Source organism: Pantoea sp. SOD02, from assembly GCF_024707505.1.
Classification (GTDB): domain Bacteria; phylum Pseudomonadota; class Gammaproteobacteria; order Enterobacterales; family Enterobacteriaceae; genus Pantoea; species Pantoea symbiotica.
The window spans coordinates 1,892,555-1,906,258 of record NZ_CP102604.1 but is presented as its reverse complement, the minus strand read 5'-3'; the positions used below and the strand labels follow the sequence as shown (position 1 = coordinate 1,906,258).

11 protein-coding genes are annotated in these 13,704 nt (G+C 56.5%); 7 read left to right on the top strand and 4 right to left on the bottom strand.

Translation table 11 applies throughout. From position 1 onward, the window contains the following. Nucleotides 1–5 precede the first annotated feature (5 nt). Nucleotides 6–3,158 carry a multidrug efflux RND transporter permease subunit OqxB gene (oqxB, locus tag NR302_RS08915; RefSeq protein WP_258145024.1) on the top strand — a complete coding sequence of 1,051 codons (3,153 nt, stop codon included), beginning with the start codon at nucleotides 6–8 and terminating at the stop codon, nucleotides 3,156–3,158. Between the two features lie 216 nt (nucleotides 3,159–3,374). Here the strand turns inward: oqxB and NR302_RS08910 are convergent, their stop codons facing one another. Together NR302_RS08910 and NR302_RS08905 are read right to left on the bottom strand one after the other, a co-directional pair. Next, entirely contained in the window at nucleotides 3,375–3,860 is a 486-nt protein-coding gene (locus NR302_RS08910; protein WP_008110154.1) for an Rrf2 family transcriptional regulator, read from the bottom strand. A gap of 158 nt (nucleotides 3,861–4,018) precedes the next feature. Next, nucleotides 4,019–5,218: an MFS transporter gene (locus tag NR302_RS08905; protein WP_312664799.1), complete on the bottom strand. Its 1,200-nt coding sequence runs from the start codon at nucleotides 5,216–5,218 to the stop codon at nucleotides 4,019–4,021. Between the two features lie 157 nt (nucleotides 5,219–5,375). On the opposite strand from NR302_RS08905, the gene tus reads away from it, so the two are divergent. From tus to NR302_RS08885, 4 genes are all read left to right on the top strand, one after another. Beyond that, entirely contained in the window at nucleotides 5,376–6,305 is a 930-nt protein-coding gene (gene tus, locus NR302_RS08900; RefSeq protein WP_258145023.1) for a DNA replication terminus site-binding protein, read from the top strand. A 94-nt stretch (nucleotides 6,306–6,399) separates the two neighbouring features. Next, a complete protein-coding gene (locus NR302_RS08895) occupies nucleotides 6,400–6,963 on the top strand; it encodes a fasciclin domain-containing protein (RefSeq protein WP_008110148.1) in 564 nt (187 codons plus the stop codon). 43 nt (nucleotides 6,964–7,006) lie between these two features. Continuing rightward, a complete protein-coding gene (locus tag NR302_RS08890) occupies nucleotides 7,007–7,561 on the top strand; it encodes a sigma-70 family RNA polymerase sigma factor (protein ID WP_008110146.1) in 555 nt (184 codons plus the stop codon). After that, nucleotides 7,558–8,202, top strand: coding sequence for an anti-sigma factor domain-containing protein (locus NR302_RS08885; RefSeq protein ID WP_258145022.1), 645 nt, complete (start codon nucleotides 7,558–7,560; stop codon nucleotides 8,200–8,202). The genes NR302_RS08890 and NR302_RS08885 overlap by 4 nt, the downstream gene beginning before the upstream one ends. A gap of 44 nt (nucleotides 8,203–8,246) precedes the next feature. On the opposite strand, the gene fumC is transcribed toward NR302_RS08885, so the two are convergent. Then, on the bottom strand, nucleotides 8,247–9,644 hold the full coding sequence (gene fumC, locus NR302_RS08880; RefSeq protein ID WP_258145021.1) for a class II fumarate hydratase: 1,398 nt from the start codon (nucleotides 9,642–9,644) through the stop codon (nucleotides 8,247–8,249). A gap of 197 nt (nucleotides 9,645–9,841) precedes the next feature. On the opposite strand from fumC, the gene manA reads away from it, so the two are divergent. Together manA and NR302_RS08870 are read left to right on the top strand one after the other, a co-directional pair. Next, nucleotides 9,842–11,017, top strand: coding sequence for a mannose-6-phosphate isomerase (gene manA, locus NR302_RS08875; RefSeq protein WP_258145020.1), 1,176 nt, complete (start codon nucleotides 9,842–9,844; stop codon nucleotides 11,015–11,017). Nucleotides 11,018–11,148: 131 nt separating this feature from the next. Further along, nucleotides 11,149–12,648, top strand: coding sequence for a YdgA family protein (locus NR302_RS08870; protein WP_008110227.1), 1,500 nt, complete (start codon nucleotides 11,149–11,151; stop codon nucleotides 12,646–12,648). Between the two features lie 26 nt (nucleotides 12,649–12,674). Here the strand turns inward: NR302_RS08870 and malI are convergent, their stop codons facing one another. Continuing rightward, the gene (gene malI, locus NR302_RS08865; protein WP_061720146.1) at nucleotides 12,675–13,703 is read right to left on the bottom strand and encodes a Mal regulon transcriptional regulator MalI; all 1,029 of its coding nucleotides are present in this window, start codon (nucleotides 13,701–13,703) and stop codon (nucleotides 12,675–12,677) included. Nucleotide 13,704 lies beyond the last annotated feature (1 nt).

Here is a 13,704-nt window from a genome sequence, read left to right as displayed (position 1 = left end):
CTTTTATGGATTTCTCCCGCTTTTTTATCGACCGACCGATCTTCGCCGCGGTGCTGTCGATTTTGATCTTTACCACCGGACTGATCGCCATTCCGCTGCTGCCGATCAGTGAATATCCCAACGTGGTGCCACCCAGCGTGCAGGTGCGCGCGGAATATCCCGGCGCCAACCCCAAAGTGATTGCAGATTCCGTGGCGACGCCGCTGGAAGAAGCCATTAACGGGGTAGAAAACATGATGTACATGAAATCCGTGGCCGGTTCTGATGGCGTGCTGGTCACCACCGTGACCTTCCGTCCAGGCACCGATCCGGATCAGGCGCAGGTTCAGGTGCAGAACCGCGTGGCGCAGGCTGAAGCGCGTCTGCCGGAAGAGGTGCGACAACTCGGCCTCACCACGCAGAAGATGTCACCAACGCTGACGCTGGTGGTGCACATGTTCTCGCCGCACGGCAAGTACGATTCGCTCTATCTGCGCAACTACGCCACGTTGAAGGTGAAAGATGAACTGGCGCGCCTGCCGGGCGTGGGTCAGATTCAGATCTTCGGGGCCGGTGAATACGCGATGCGCGTGTGGCTCGATCCCAATAAGGTGGCGGCGCGTGGCTTGACCGCGTCCGATGTGGTCAGCGCTATGCAGGAGCAGAACGTGCAGGTTTCTGCCGGTCAGCTTGGCGCGGAGCCGCTGAAGAAACAGAGTGATTTCCTGCTGTCGATCAACACCCAAGGTCGTCTGGAGAGCGAAGAGCAGTTCGGCAATATCATCCTGAAAACCGCCGACGACGGCACGCTGGTGCGCCTGCGTGATGTGGCGCGCATCGAGATGGGTTCCGGCAGCTACGCGTTGCGTTCGCAGCTGAACAACAAAGATGCGGTGGGTATTGGTATCTTCCAGGCGCCGGGCGCCAATGCTATCGACCTGTCGAATGCGGTGCGCGACAAAATGGCTGAACTGGCAACCCGCTTCCCGGACGATGTGCAGTGGGCCGCGCCGTACGATCCAACGGTGTTTGTACGTGATTCTATCCGTGCCGTGGTGCAAACGCTGTTCGAAGCGATTGTGCTGGTGGTGCTGGTGGTGATTCTGTTCCTGCAAACCTGGCGCGCGTCGATCATCCCGCTGCTGGCGGTGCCGGTTTCGGTGGTCGGTACCTTCAGCATCCTCTATCTGCTCGGCTTTTCGCTCAATACCCTGAGTTTGTTCGGGCTGGTGTTGGCGATCGGTATCGTGGTGGATGATGCCATCGTGGTGGTGGAGAACGTCGAGCGTAATATCGAACAAGGCTTGTCGCCGACGGCGGCGGCGCATCAGGCGATGCGTGAAGTGTCCGGACCGATTATCGCCATTGCGCTGGTGCTGTGTGCGGTGTTCGTGCCGATGGCGTTCCTGTCCGGCGTTACCGGTCAGTTCTATAAGCAGTTTGCAGTGACAATTGCCATTTCGACGGTGATCTCCGCCATCAACTCGCTGACGCTGTCACCGGCGCTGGCGGCGCTGCTGCTGAAGCCGCATGATGCCGCGAAGGATATGCCGACGCGTATTATCGATCGCCTGCTCGGCTGGCTGTTCCGTCCGTTTAACCGCTTCTTCCAGCGCAGTTCGGATGGCTATGAATCGCTGGTGGGTAAAACCTTGCGTCGTCGTGGTTCGGTGTTCGGCGTGTACGTGCTGCTGCTGGCCGGTGCGGGCTTTATGTTCCATACCGTGCCGGGCGGCTTTATTCCGACGCAGGATAAGCTCTATCTGATTGGCGGCGTGAAGATGCCGGAAGGTTCATCGCTGGCACGTACCGATGAAGTGATTCGCAAGATGAGCGAAATCGGCATGAACACTGAAGGCGTGGCCTATTCGGTCGCCTTCCCCGGTCTGAATGCGTTGCAGTTCACCAACACGCCGAATACCGGTACGGTGTTCTTTGGCCTGAAACCGTTCAACGAGCGTAAGCGCAGTGCGGCGGAGATCAATGCCGAGATCAACGCCAAAATCTCGAAAATCCAGCAAGGCTTTGGCTTCTCGATTATGCCGCCGCCGATTTTGGGTCTGGGACAAGGTTCGGGTTATTCACTGTATGTGCAGGATCGCGCAGGCTTGGGTTACGGTGCGCTGCAAACCGCCATCAACACCATGACGGGTGCGGTGCTACAAACGCCGGGCATGATGTTCCCGATTTCATCCTACCAGGCCAACGTGCCGCAGTTGGATGTGCAGGTGGATCGTGATAAAGCCAAAGCGCAAGGCGTGTCGCTGACCGAACTATTCAGCACGCTGCAAACCTATCTGGGATCGTCGTACGTTAACGATTTCAATAAGTTTGGTCGTACCTGGCGCGTAATGGCGCAGGCGGACGGCGATTTCCGCGATAGCGTGCAGGATATCGGTAATCTGCGTACCCGAAACGATCGCGGCGAAATGGTGCCGATTGGCAGCATGGTGAATATCACCACCACGTACGGCCCGGATCCGGTGATTCGCTATAACGGTTATCCGGCAGCGGACCTGATTGGCGATGCCGACCCACGCGTGCTCTCTTCGGCGCAGGCGATGCAGAAGCTGGAAGAGATGTCGACGCAGGTGCTGCCAAACGGCATGAACATTGAATGGACCGACCTGAGCTATCAACAATCAACGCAGGGCAATACTGCACTGATCGTCTTCCCGGTCGCCGTTTTACTGGCGTTCCTGGTGCTGGCAGCGCTGTATGAAAGCTGGACGTTGCCGCTGGCGGTGATCCTGATTGTGCCGGTCACCATGCTCTCTGCGCTGGTCGGCGTGTGGCTGACCGGTGGCGATAACAACGTGTTTGTGCAGGTTGGGCTGGTGGTGCTGATGGGGCTGGCGTGTAAGAACGCGATTCTTATCGTTGAGTTTGCGCGCGAGCTGGAGATGCAGGGCAAGAGCATTGTCGATGCGGCGCTGGAAGCCTGTCGTCTGCGTCTGCGTCCCATCGTCATGACCTCGATTGCCTTTATCGCCGGTACCATTCCGCTGATTCTTGGCGAAGGTGCAGGCGCGGAAGTGCGCGGCGTTACCGGAATTACCGTGTTCTCCGGCATGCTGGGCGTGACACTATTTGGTCTGTTCCTGACGCCGGTGTTTTATGTGACGCTGCGTAAGCTGGTGACGCGTAAGCAGCCACAGGGTGAAGTGCAAACCGTGTAAGGGTTTTAGGTGAAATGAACAATCCGGGCCAAGTGCCCGGATTTTTTATAAATGTGCAGCCTACAGAAACCTTGTCAAACAACCGTAGGGTCGCCATTTATGGTGACCAATTCGCTAAAAATGAAGTGCAATACGCCAATGTGCATTGGATTTGATGGCTGGAGTTCGAAGCAATAAAAAAGGTCGCCATGAATGGCGACCCTACGGGGTGTGGTTTTAGCGACCTTTCTTACACAGATCAGCGAGTTCGAGATCGGGCAGCTCTTCGCAGTTGCTGGTGTCGTTATGCTTCAGTTCGGCCAGCGCGTCCGCGACGGTGCGGGTTTCCAGCACTTTTAACGACGCTTCTTCAGCCTCTTCCGCAATCGATTTGAAATACCAACACAGGTTGGCACTGACCAGACAACGCGGTGCCACATCAGGGCGCGATGCCCAGAGTTTTTTATCTTCGATCACAGAAGTATAAATGTCGCGCAGCGTGATCTCAGCGGCCGGGCGACCCAAATGAATCGAGCCGGTACGGCCAAGCGTTGAGACGATGATGCCGTCACGCGTGAGCGGAACCATAAGTTTCCGAATGAAACTGGGGTTCGCTTCAAGACCATACGCCAATATGGCACTGGTCGAGCGTTTACCCAGTTGCTCCGCCATCGCTACGCTCAAAACCATCTGCAAAGCTGTCGGGAAGCGGTAATCAAGCATTTCAATATCCTGAGTTGCGGTTATCTTGTTGTTTTTATGCCGCGACAGTGAGTAATCAATGAGCAATAAATATAACAAACACTGTTGCTTTTTAGAAGTCAACGTCCGTGATCCAGGCACGTATTCCCCATTTAATCGGGCAGAAGCGCACAGGCTGCTTAGTTTATCACTCCCCTTTCCGACTGTGGGATGGCCTGCGGCAACTTCTGCTGCAAAAGCACCACCAACAGCACGTTAATCAACGCCAGAACGCATAACAACCACAGCGTGGCGCTGGCTCCGAGGTGCTGAAACACATAGCCGCCAACCAGCGGCGTCAATGCCTGGCCGATTAAAGCGGGACGCGCCATGCGCCCTACCACAATCGCGTAAGCCTCTGGTTTGACCATCACCAGCGGTAAAGTTCCCCGCACAATGGCACGCAAACCATTCCCGGCACCGTACAGCACCATGCTGAGCACCGCAAACTGCGGATAACACGCCAGCAGCAGCAAGCCGAGCGCCACTAATCCCACCGAGAAAAAGGTGGTCCAGATCGGGTGACCACGCTTAAAGGCGATATCCACGATGCGTGATCCCACCTGACACGGGCCGAGAATCGCGCTGATGGCCAACGCCGACGCTAGCGTGTGGCCGCTGGCCTGCAGCAAGGTGATCAGCTGCACCGAAATGGCCGTCATGATCACCGATGCGAGAGTGAAGATGCTGCATAGCAGCCAAAACAGCGTTGGCGCCAGTTCGTCGCCCTGCGCGGTTGGTTTTGCTTTGGCGGCGGCGATTTTACCTTCCGGCGCGGGAAGCGCGTAAAGATACGCGGGCAACACTGAAACACATAGCAATCCGGCGATAGCAAAACAGGCGCCGCGCCAATCCAGCCAGTGAATCAGCAGCGCGGTGCCCGGCCACACTAAGGTGGTACAAAAACCGGAGATCAGCGTGATGCCGGTAATCGCACCGCGCGCCTGGCCGCCGTAAAGCGTACCGAGCGTGGCAAACAGCGCATCGTACAGGCCCATCGCCATGCCAATGCCGATAATCAGCCAGGCAAACAGAAACAGCGGCAGGTTATGACTCAATCCCATAATCACCAGACCGAGCGCCATCACCGCCCCGCTCGCCGCCAGCAATGCGCGGCCATAAGTGCGGGAAATCAGTCGCCCGCTCAGCGGTGCCAGCAAACCGGAAATCAGCATGCCGAGCGATAGCGCGCCATACACCCATTGTTGCGACCAGCCGGTTTCCGCCACGATGGGATTAGCCATCACCGCCATAAGATAGAAGGATCCGCCCCATGACAGGATTTGCACTAATCCAAGCGTAACGATGGCGGCGGCAGGTGGCTTTGGCTGAGGCTTCACAACAATTATCCATTAGCAGGCAAAGCATTGTTATAACACGTTCATCCCGCTGGAAAAATCCCGCCGTTGGCTGCTTAACAAAATCCTTGCGCTGCGCTGGCAGACCGGCACCTAAGCCAGTACACTTAAAAGTATGTTGTAACTATGGAGGCCATTTATGGCTCGTTATGATTTGGTTGCCGATCTGCACGACTGCGTCAACGCGCTGGAAGCGGGTCTAGGTGCGTTGCGTCAACAGATTGAGCAGCAACCGCTGCTGATTGCGCGCGTGTTTGGCCTGCCGGAAATTGAGAAAGGCCGCGAGCATGATGAAATTGAACGCATCGCGGTGACGCAGCATCTTGGCAAAACGGCGCGCGATATGGCGCTGGCGCACTATTGCCGCCTGTTTATGCAGCATCAATCGGAAAAGCTCAGCACCAAAGCTGCCGTGCGCTTGCCGGGCGCGATTTGCATCGAAGCCGATGGCGATGTGCATGAACAAATTACGCAACAGGTTGCGGAGATAAATACCCTAAAGCAGCGGCTGGAACAGCTGATTACCGTGGAGTCGGGCTTGCCGAGCGAGGCGCGTTTTGAGTTCGTCCACCAGCATCTGCGCGGGTTAATTACGCTCAATGCTTACCGCAGCGTGACACTAATGAATTCGCCAGACAGTTTGCGCTTCGGCTGGGCAAATAAAAATATCATCAAAAACGTCACGCGTGATGAGGTGGTTGAACAGCTGGAGCGCAGCCTGAAGGCCAATCGCGCTCAGGCGCCGTGGACGCGTGAGCAGTGGGCGGAAAAAGTGCAGCTGGAGCTGGAAGCGATCCTCGCGTTACCGGCGGGTGCGAAACTGAAAATCAAACGTCCGGTTAAGGTGCAGCCGATTGCCCGCGTGTGGCGCGCCAGCGAAAAGAAACAGGTGCAGCTTGCCTGCCCTTCTCCGCTGCTGGTGCTGTGCCGCGATCGCACCCAGGTACCGATTCTGGGTGAGCTGCTGAATTACGATGCCGATAACGTGGCTTATCGCCACAAACCGCTGGCCGAGCCGCTGCATCTGATCATTCCGCGCCTGCATTTATGGAGCGATCGGCAGGTTTAAAAATAAATTTCAAAATCACTGCATCCAATTCATCACCTGTCCTCGTATATCAGAGTGTGAGCAACTTCTTCGCTCCCTACTACGAGGATTTATGATGAAAAAGCTAATGGGCATTGCAGTCGTATCCAGCACTTTACTGTTCACCGCAGGTGCATTCGCCGCGATGGATAATGGCTCCGTGATGGTAGGCGGAGCGGCGATGTATCCGCAAAAGAACATCGTTGAAAACGCGCTGAACTCTAAAGATCACACCACGCTGGTTGCTGCTGTTAAAGCGGCGGGTTTGGTGGAAACCCTCGAAGGTAAAGGTCCGTTTACCGTCTTCGCGCCAACCAATGCCGCCTTCGCCAAGTTGCCAGCGGGCACCGTTGATAGCCTGGTGAAACCGGAGAACAAAGCGAAGTTGACCAGCATCCTGACTTATCATGTGGTGGCGGGCAAATACGACATGAAAGCGCTGGAGATGAAAATCAAGCAAGGTGGCGGTCATGCCGAGCTGAAAACTGTCAACGGCCAACCGTTGTGGATTATGAATAATGGCCCGCACAATATTCAGCTGAAAGATGGTCAAGGCAATGTGGCGAATATCAGCACTTATGACGTCAATCAGAAAAATGGTGTGATTGATGTGATTGATACCGTCTTAATGCCTAAGTAATTGCCTATACTCGGATTGGGCATTTTAGCCAACCGGGAAGATTATGGATAATAGGCTAACAGAACAGCTAGTGACGTTATTGCCGGCGATCGCACAGGGCGATCGCCGCGCGTTTGAACAACTCTATCGACTGACTTCGCCACATCTTTTCGCCCTCACCCTGCGTATGTTACGCCAGCAAGGCTGGGCTGAAGAGGTGCTGCACGATTGCTATCTCACTATCTGGAACCGCGCCAACGCCTATGATGCCGCCCTTAGCGCGCCGATGACATGGATGACGCACATTGTGCGCAATCGCTGCATTGACGGGTTACGCAGCGGACAAGCGCGCATGACGCTAAATACAGAAGAGTTTGACGATCTGCTGCAGATAACGGCGGAAGACGAACAGAATACCTGGCACGATCCGGCGCAAGCCGATCGCCTGCGACACTGCATTGGTCATCTGAGCAGCGAACAGCAGCAAAGCATCACGCTCGCCTATTATCAGGGGATGTCCCACAGTGATATTGCCGCCTGGCTGCAACAGCCGGTTGGCTCGGTAAAAAGCTGGATTCGCCGCGCGCTGGAGCATCTGCGGGAGTGTGTGGGCCTATGAACGATAACGTACAACGTGATGATGCCTTAGCGGCCGAGTATGCGCTGGGTACTTTAAGCGAGCTGGCGCGTTTGCGCTTTGAGCGCCGGCTGCGTAACGAGCCCGAGCTTGCGGCTAACGTCGCACGCTGGCAAACCATGCTGGCGGGCCTTGATAATCAGCTTGCGCCGGTCACGCCGCCGGAAAAGGTGTGGAAGAAGATTACGTTGAGCTTGCCCGAGCAACGCGCGATTCAAGCCAAACGTCATTATGCCGGCTGGCTGGCGGCCGCCAGTATCGCGGCGATCGCCCTGCTCGCCTCACTGTTCCTGCAGCAGCCGACGTTAACGCCGTTGACGGTACTGAACGATGCTCAGCATCAACAGCAATGGGTGGTCAGCGCGGACAGCAAGCTGGCGCAGCTGAGCCTAACGCCGTTACATCCGGTGGCCATCGCCGATAACAACAGTTTGCAGCTGTGGCTGATTCCGCCGGGCAAAGCGCCGATTTCGCTGGGTTTACTGAATAACCAGAAGGCAACCGATGTTGCGTTGAATAGCACGATTTCCCGCTCAGGCGTGATCGCTATCAGCCTTGAACCGCGCGGCGGCTCGCCAACTGGGCAGCCAACCGGTCCGGTGTTGTATAGCGGTCAGCTGTAAACGAAAAAGGCCGTTCAAATGAACGGCCTTAGCTTGTTCAGCAACTATTGCTTCATGCTGCCAACCATCTCTTCCGGACGTACCCACTCATCGAACTGCTCTTCGGTCAGATACCCAAGCTTCAACGCCGAGCCTTTTAGCGTCAGGCCCTCTTTATGGGCTTTCTTGGCGATTTCCGCCGCTTTGTCGTAACCGATATGGGTATTCAGCGCAGTCACCAGCATCAGCGATTCGTTCAGCAACTGATCGATGCGCTCGCGTACCGGCTCAATGCCAATCGCGCAGTGGTGATTGAAGCTGTCCATACCGTCGGCCAGCAGACGCACCGATTGCAGGAAGTTGTGGATCACCATCGGACGGAATACGTTGAGCTCAAAGTTGCCGGACGCGCCGCCAATGTTCACCGCCACGTCGTTGCCCATCACCTGGCAACACAGCATGGTCAGCGCTTCGCACTGCGTCGGGTTCACTTTGCCCGGCATAATTGAGCTGCCAGGTTCGTTTTCCGGGATCGCCAGTTCGCCGATGCCGCAACGCGGGCCAGAAGCCAGCCAGCGTACATCGTTGGCAATTTTCATCAACGAAGCCGCCAGACCTTTCAGCGCACCGTGCGCGTGGACCAGCGCATCGCAGGTCGCCAGCGCTTCAAACTTATTCGGCGCGGTAACAAACGGCTGTTTGGTCAAATCGGCCAGCGCTTTCGCCACGCGTACCGCGTATTCCGGATGGGTATTCAGGCCGGTACCAACCGCCGTGCCGCCCAGCGCCAGCTCCGCCACGTGCGGAATACTGTTTTCGATGTGCTTAAGATTGTGCTCGAGCATCGCCACCCAGCCGGAGATCTCCTGGCCGAGCGTCAGCGGGGTCGCATCCTGCAAGTGGGTACGACCAATCTTGACGATATCTTTGAAAGCGTCGGACTTCTCACTCAGCGTCTTTTTCAACACGTGAATCTGCGGAATCAGCTGCTCCCGCACGGCGATGACCGCGGCCACGTGCATGGCGGTGGGGAACACATCGTTGGAGCTTTGGCTTTTATTCACGTCGTCATTGGGGTGCACCAGACGCGACATGCCACGCTCGCCGCCAAGAATTTCACTGGCGCGGTTGGCCAGCACTTCATTCATGTTCATGTTGGTCTGGGTGCCGGAGCCAGTCTGCCAGATCGCCAGCGGGAACTCGTCGGTGTGTTTATCTGCCAGCACTTCGTCGGCGGCTTTAAGAATCGCCTGAGCGCGATCGGCAGGAAGCAAGCCGAGATCCTGGTTCACCTGCGCCGCCGCACGCTTGGTCAGCGCCAGCGCATGCACCAATGCCACTGGCATTTTCTCGGTTGAGATTTTGAAATGTTCCAGCGAACGCTGGGTTTGTGCGCCCCACAACTTATCTGCCGGTACTTCGATAGGTCCCATTGAGTCTTTTTCAATGCGATTGGCTGCCATGACTACGTCTCCTTAGCTCAGATTTTGAGGTTTCCGCTCTAAACGCCTTCCCGCGACGCCGTTGAGCGAGCAAGATTGTCACATACAAGAATTTAACATTATGCGAGCCTATCGCCTTTATTGCACTTGTTCGTGTATTTTCTATGGCACTTTCTGCTTTAATAAGCCTATTTACTTACGGTTATTAAGGGTAAACGATGCAAAAATTGAACAATTCGCTGCAAAATTACGCCTGGGGCAGCAAAACTGCGCTGACAGAACTCTACGGCATCGAAAATCCACAAGGTTTGCCGATGGCGGAACTGTGGATGGGCGCACACCCGAAAAGCCCTTCGACCGTTGAGATCAACGGTGAAGCGCGTTCGCTGCGTGAGGTGATTGATGCCGACAAAATCGCCACGCTAGGCAATGCGGTGGCGGAACGTTTCGGCGAGCTGCCATTCCTGTTTAAAGTGCTGTGCGCCGATCAGCCGCTGTCGATTCAGGTACATCCGAGCAAAGCCGCTGCTGAAGAGGGTTTTGCGCGTGAAAACGCTGCTGGCATTCCACTCAGCGCCGCTGAACGTAACTATAAAGACGCCAATCACAAGCCCGAGCTGGTGTATGCGCTGACGCCATTCCAGGCGATGAACGGTTTCCGCGAGCTGCATGAAATTGTTTCGCTGCTGGAACCGGTGGCCGGTGCGCATCCGCAAATCGCTCACTTCCTCGAGAATGCTGATGAAGCCAATCTGGCAAAACTGTTCGCCACGCTACTTTCGCTGCAGGACGAGGCCAAATCGCGCGCTATTGGCGTGTTGAAATCGGCGCTCAACGCGCGTGAAGGCGAACCGTGGCAGACGATCAAATCCATCGCCACCGATTATCCGGACGACAGCGGGCTGTTTTCGCCGCTGCTGCTCAATGTCATCACCCTGCAGCCGGGCGAAGCGATGTTCCTGTTTGCCGAAACGCCGCACGCGTATCTGAAAGGCGTGGCGCTGGAAGTGATGGCGAACTCCGATAACGTACTGCGCGCCGGTCTGACGCCGAAGTTTATCGATATCCCGGAACTGCTGGCTAACCTGAAATTCCAGGCAAAACCGGCTGCGACGCTGTTGACTCAGCCGCAGCACGACGGCGAAACCCTGAACTTCCCGATTCCGGTTGAAGACTTTGCCTTTGCGATTCATGGGCTTTCCGCTGCGCCGCAAGCGCTGGCACAAAACAGCGCTGCCCTGCTGTTCTGCATTGAAGGCCAGGCGGTGATTGAGAAGTCCGGTCAACAGTTGGTGCTGAAGCCGGGTGAATCCTGCTTTGTCGCTGCCAATGAGTCGCCGGTCAACGTGGCGGGCACCGGTCGTCTGGCGCGCGTATTTAATACGCTCAACTGAGTTCCGGTGACGCTGCCAGCATTAACTGCTATTCTTTCAAACTATTAATTTAAAACGCCTGCGGGCGTTTTTCTTCACCCGTCGCGCACCGACCAGCGGCGTGCGGACGCAAGGATAAGGACGACACAGCGATGAAAAAGACCCAGGTTGCCGTAGGTGTAATTGTGGCGCTCGGCGTGATTTGGACTGGTGCTGCATGGTTTACCGGTAAACAACTGGAAAGCCACATGGATCAGATGTTGCAGAATGCCAACGCGCAGCTGAATGCTTACGCACCGAACAGCCGACTGACGCTGAGCTATCAGGATTATCAGCGCGGCGTGTTTAGCAGCAAAACCAAATTGGTAGTGCAGGCTAGCTCGCAAACCAATGACAACCCGCTGTTGAAGCCAGGTCAAAGCATCGTGCTGAACGAGACTATCGATCACGGTCCTTTCCCGTTCGCCCAGTTGAAGCGCGGCAGCCTGATCCCAAGCATGGCGTCGGTGCACACCGAGCTGGAAAACACCGATGCGGTGAAGAAACTGTTTGAACTGACCAACGGCAAATCGCTGGTTAATGCTGATACCCGCGTCGGTTACAGCGGTGCGACCAATACCGATCTCAACCTGCTGGCGGTGGATTACAACAATCCGCAGACCGGCGATCGTCTGGCCACCAACGGCGGCACGCTGAACATCAGCGCCGACAGCAAAGGCGACAAAGTCAGCCTCGACGGCGACTTCTCCAGCATCGCGGTCACCAGCAAAAATCAGGTGGAACAGCCAGTGCTGTTCACGCTCAATGGCCTGAAGCTGAGCGGCGATACCCACCTCAGCCCGGAAGGCGTGCGCGTTGGCGATCAGTCGATCTCTCTGGATAAACTCGATGCCAGCATCAACGGTCAGGAAGGTTTGTCACTGGAGAAGCTGAAAACCACCTCTTCCTTCGACAATAAAGAGGGCAAGATTGGCGGGCAGCTGGACGTCAACGTTGACAAGATCACCCTGCAGAAGCAGCCATTTGGCGAAGCTAAGCTGGCGATGAAGTTTGCCCAGTTCGATGCGCAGGCGGTGAAAGCCTTCTCCGATACTTACAACGCGCAGATGCAGGATCTGCTGAACCAGCCGGGCGTGGCGGAAGATCCAATTCGCTATCAGGCCAGCGTGCAAACCATCCTGCGCAATAACCTGCCAACGCTGTTGAAAGGCTCGCCAACGCTGAGCATCGCGCCGTTGAGCTGGAAAAATGACAAAGGGGAAAGCACCTTTAACCTGAACGTCGGCTTTAACGATCCGGCCACCGTCACCGGCGAAGCGCAGAGTTTGGGTGCCGCAGTGGATCGCGTGCTGAAAACCCTCGACGGCAAGCTGGCGATCAATATGCCGATGGCGACAGAAACCATGCGTCATGTCGGTCTGGCGGAAGGTTATCAGGGTGATGATGCGCAGAAGCTGGCGGATCAGCAGGTGAAAGGTTTAGCGGCGATGGGCCAGATGTTCCGCCTGACGCAGCAGCAGGATGACAACATCGTCACCAGCCTGCAATACGGCAACGGTCAGGTCACCATGAACGGCGACAAGATGACGCTGGAGCAGTTCTTGTCACGTTATATGCTGGGCGCACCGACCAGCGAAGGCATGCCAGAGTAAATCGAGGGGCGGCCAATTGGCCGCCCTTAAACTTCCCCGCGCATCAGCTGCGGCGGCACAATCAAGCTTTGAATCTCCGCTTCCGGCTGCGCCAGCCGCTGCAACATCCGTTCCGCCGCCCTTCTTCCTACATCACGCGCTTCGCTACTGACAAAGGTCATGGTGGGATCGTGCAACTCCCGCTGCGGATCGTCATTAAAGCCCACCAGCGCCAGTTGCTGCGTGTAGTAGCTATCCACCGCGCCTTCACCAAAGGTTCGCCCGCAACGTAACGCGCCGAAATAGCAGCCGAGCGCGGTGCTACCGTTATGCGCCAAAATCGCCGTAATGCCGGGATGTTGGCGCAACAACTGCAGCGTCAACGCCGACACGCTTTGCTGGCGATCGTCACACTCAATAATCCAGTCGGATCGAAACGGCAAACCGTATTGCAACAAAGTGGCGCAATAGCCGCCAATCCGCTCGGCGCGCGTCAGAGACGATCCCAAACCGCCCATCCAGGCGATGCGCTGATGGCCCTGACGAATCAGATACTCCGTCGCCATACGCGCCGCCTGGCTGTTATCAGGGCGCAATGAGTCGACATTATCCAGGCTGCTGGCGCGCGAGGCACAGACTAAGGCGATGTTCTGTTCCTGCGCCTGCGGCACCAGCGTTTCCGCCTGCGCCACCGCACCGCCGAGCACAATCCCTTCCGCGCCCTGCGCCACCAGCGTGTCAAAACAGCGTTTAAGATGTTGGCCGTGCTGACCGCTTTGTGTCAGCACCAGCACTTTGCCCTGCTGCTCCAGCACTTCGCTGAGTCCGGCCGTCATCGCGGCATAAAATGGCTGGCTGAGATCGCGCACGATCAAGCCAATCACGCCGCTTTCGCCGCCGCGCAAGATTGAGGCCGAACGATTACGCACGTAGCCAAGCTGCTCAATCGCCTGATTGACACGTGTGGCCGTAGCGGGCGAAATGCGCCCTTTGCCGGAGAGCACCAACGACACGGTAGAGACCGACACCCCGGCGACCAACGCCACATCATGAATAGTGGTTTTCTGCTGGGACATA

Excerpts from the sequence above, each read along its gene's own strand:
- oqxB (WP_258145024.1), top strand. The coding sequence starts at position 6 with ATGGATTTCTCCCGCTTTTTTATCGACCGACCGATCTTCGCCGCGGTG.
- NR302_RS08910 (WP_008110154.1), bottom strand. The coding sequence starts at position 3,860 with ATGCTTGATTACCGCTTCCCGACAGCTTTGCAGATGGTTTTGAGCGTA.
- tus (WP_258145023.1), top strand. The coding sequence starts at position 5,376 with ATGGCTCGTTATGATTTGGTTGCCGATCTGCACGACTGCGTCAACGCG.
- NR302_RS08895 (WP_008110148.1), top strand. The coding sequence starts at position 6,400 with ATGAAAAAGCTAATGGGCATTGCAGTCGTATCCAGCACTTTACTGTTC.
- NR302_RS08890 (WP_008110146.1), top strand. The coding sequence starts at position 7,007 with ATGGATAATAGGCTAACAGAACAGCTAGTGACGTTATTGCCGGCGATC.
- NR302_RS08885 (WP_258145022.1), top strand. The coding sequence starts at position 7,558 with ATGAACGATAACGTACAACGTGATGATGCCTTAGCGGCCGAGTATGCG.
- fumC (WP_258145021.1), bottom strand. The coding sequence starts at position 9,644 with ATGGCAGCCAATCGCATTGAAAAAGACTCAATGGGACCTATCGAAGTA.
- manA (WP_258145020.1), top strand. The coding sequence starts at position 9,842 with ATGCAAAAATTGAACAATTCGCTGCAAAATTACGCCTGGGGCAGCAAA.
- NR302_RS08870 (WP_008110227.1), top strand. The coding sequence starts at position 11,149 with ATGAAAAAGACCCAGGTTGCCGTAGGTGTAATTGTGGCGCTCGGCGTG.
- malI (WP_061720146.1), bottom strand. The coding sequence starts at position 13,703 with ATGTCCCAGCAGAAAACCACTATTCATGATGTGGCGTTGGTCGCCGGG.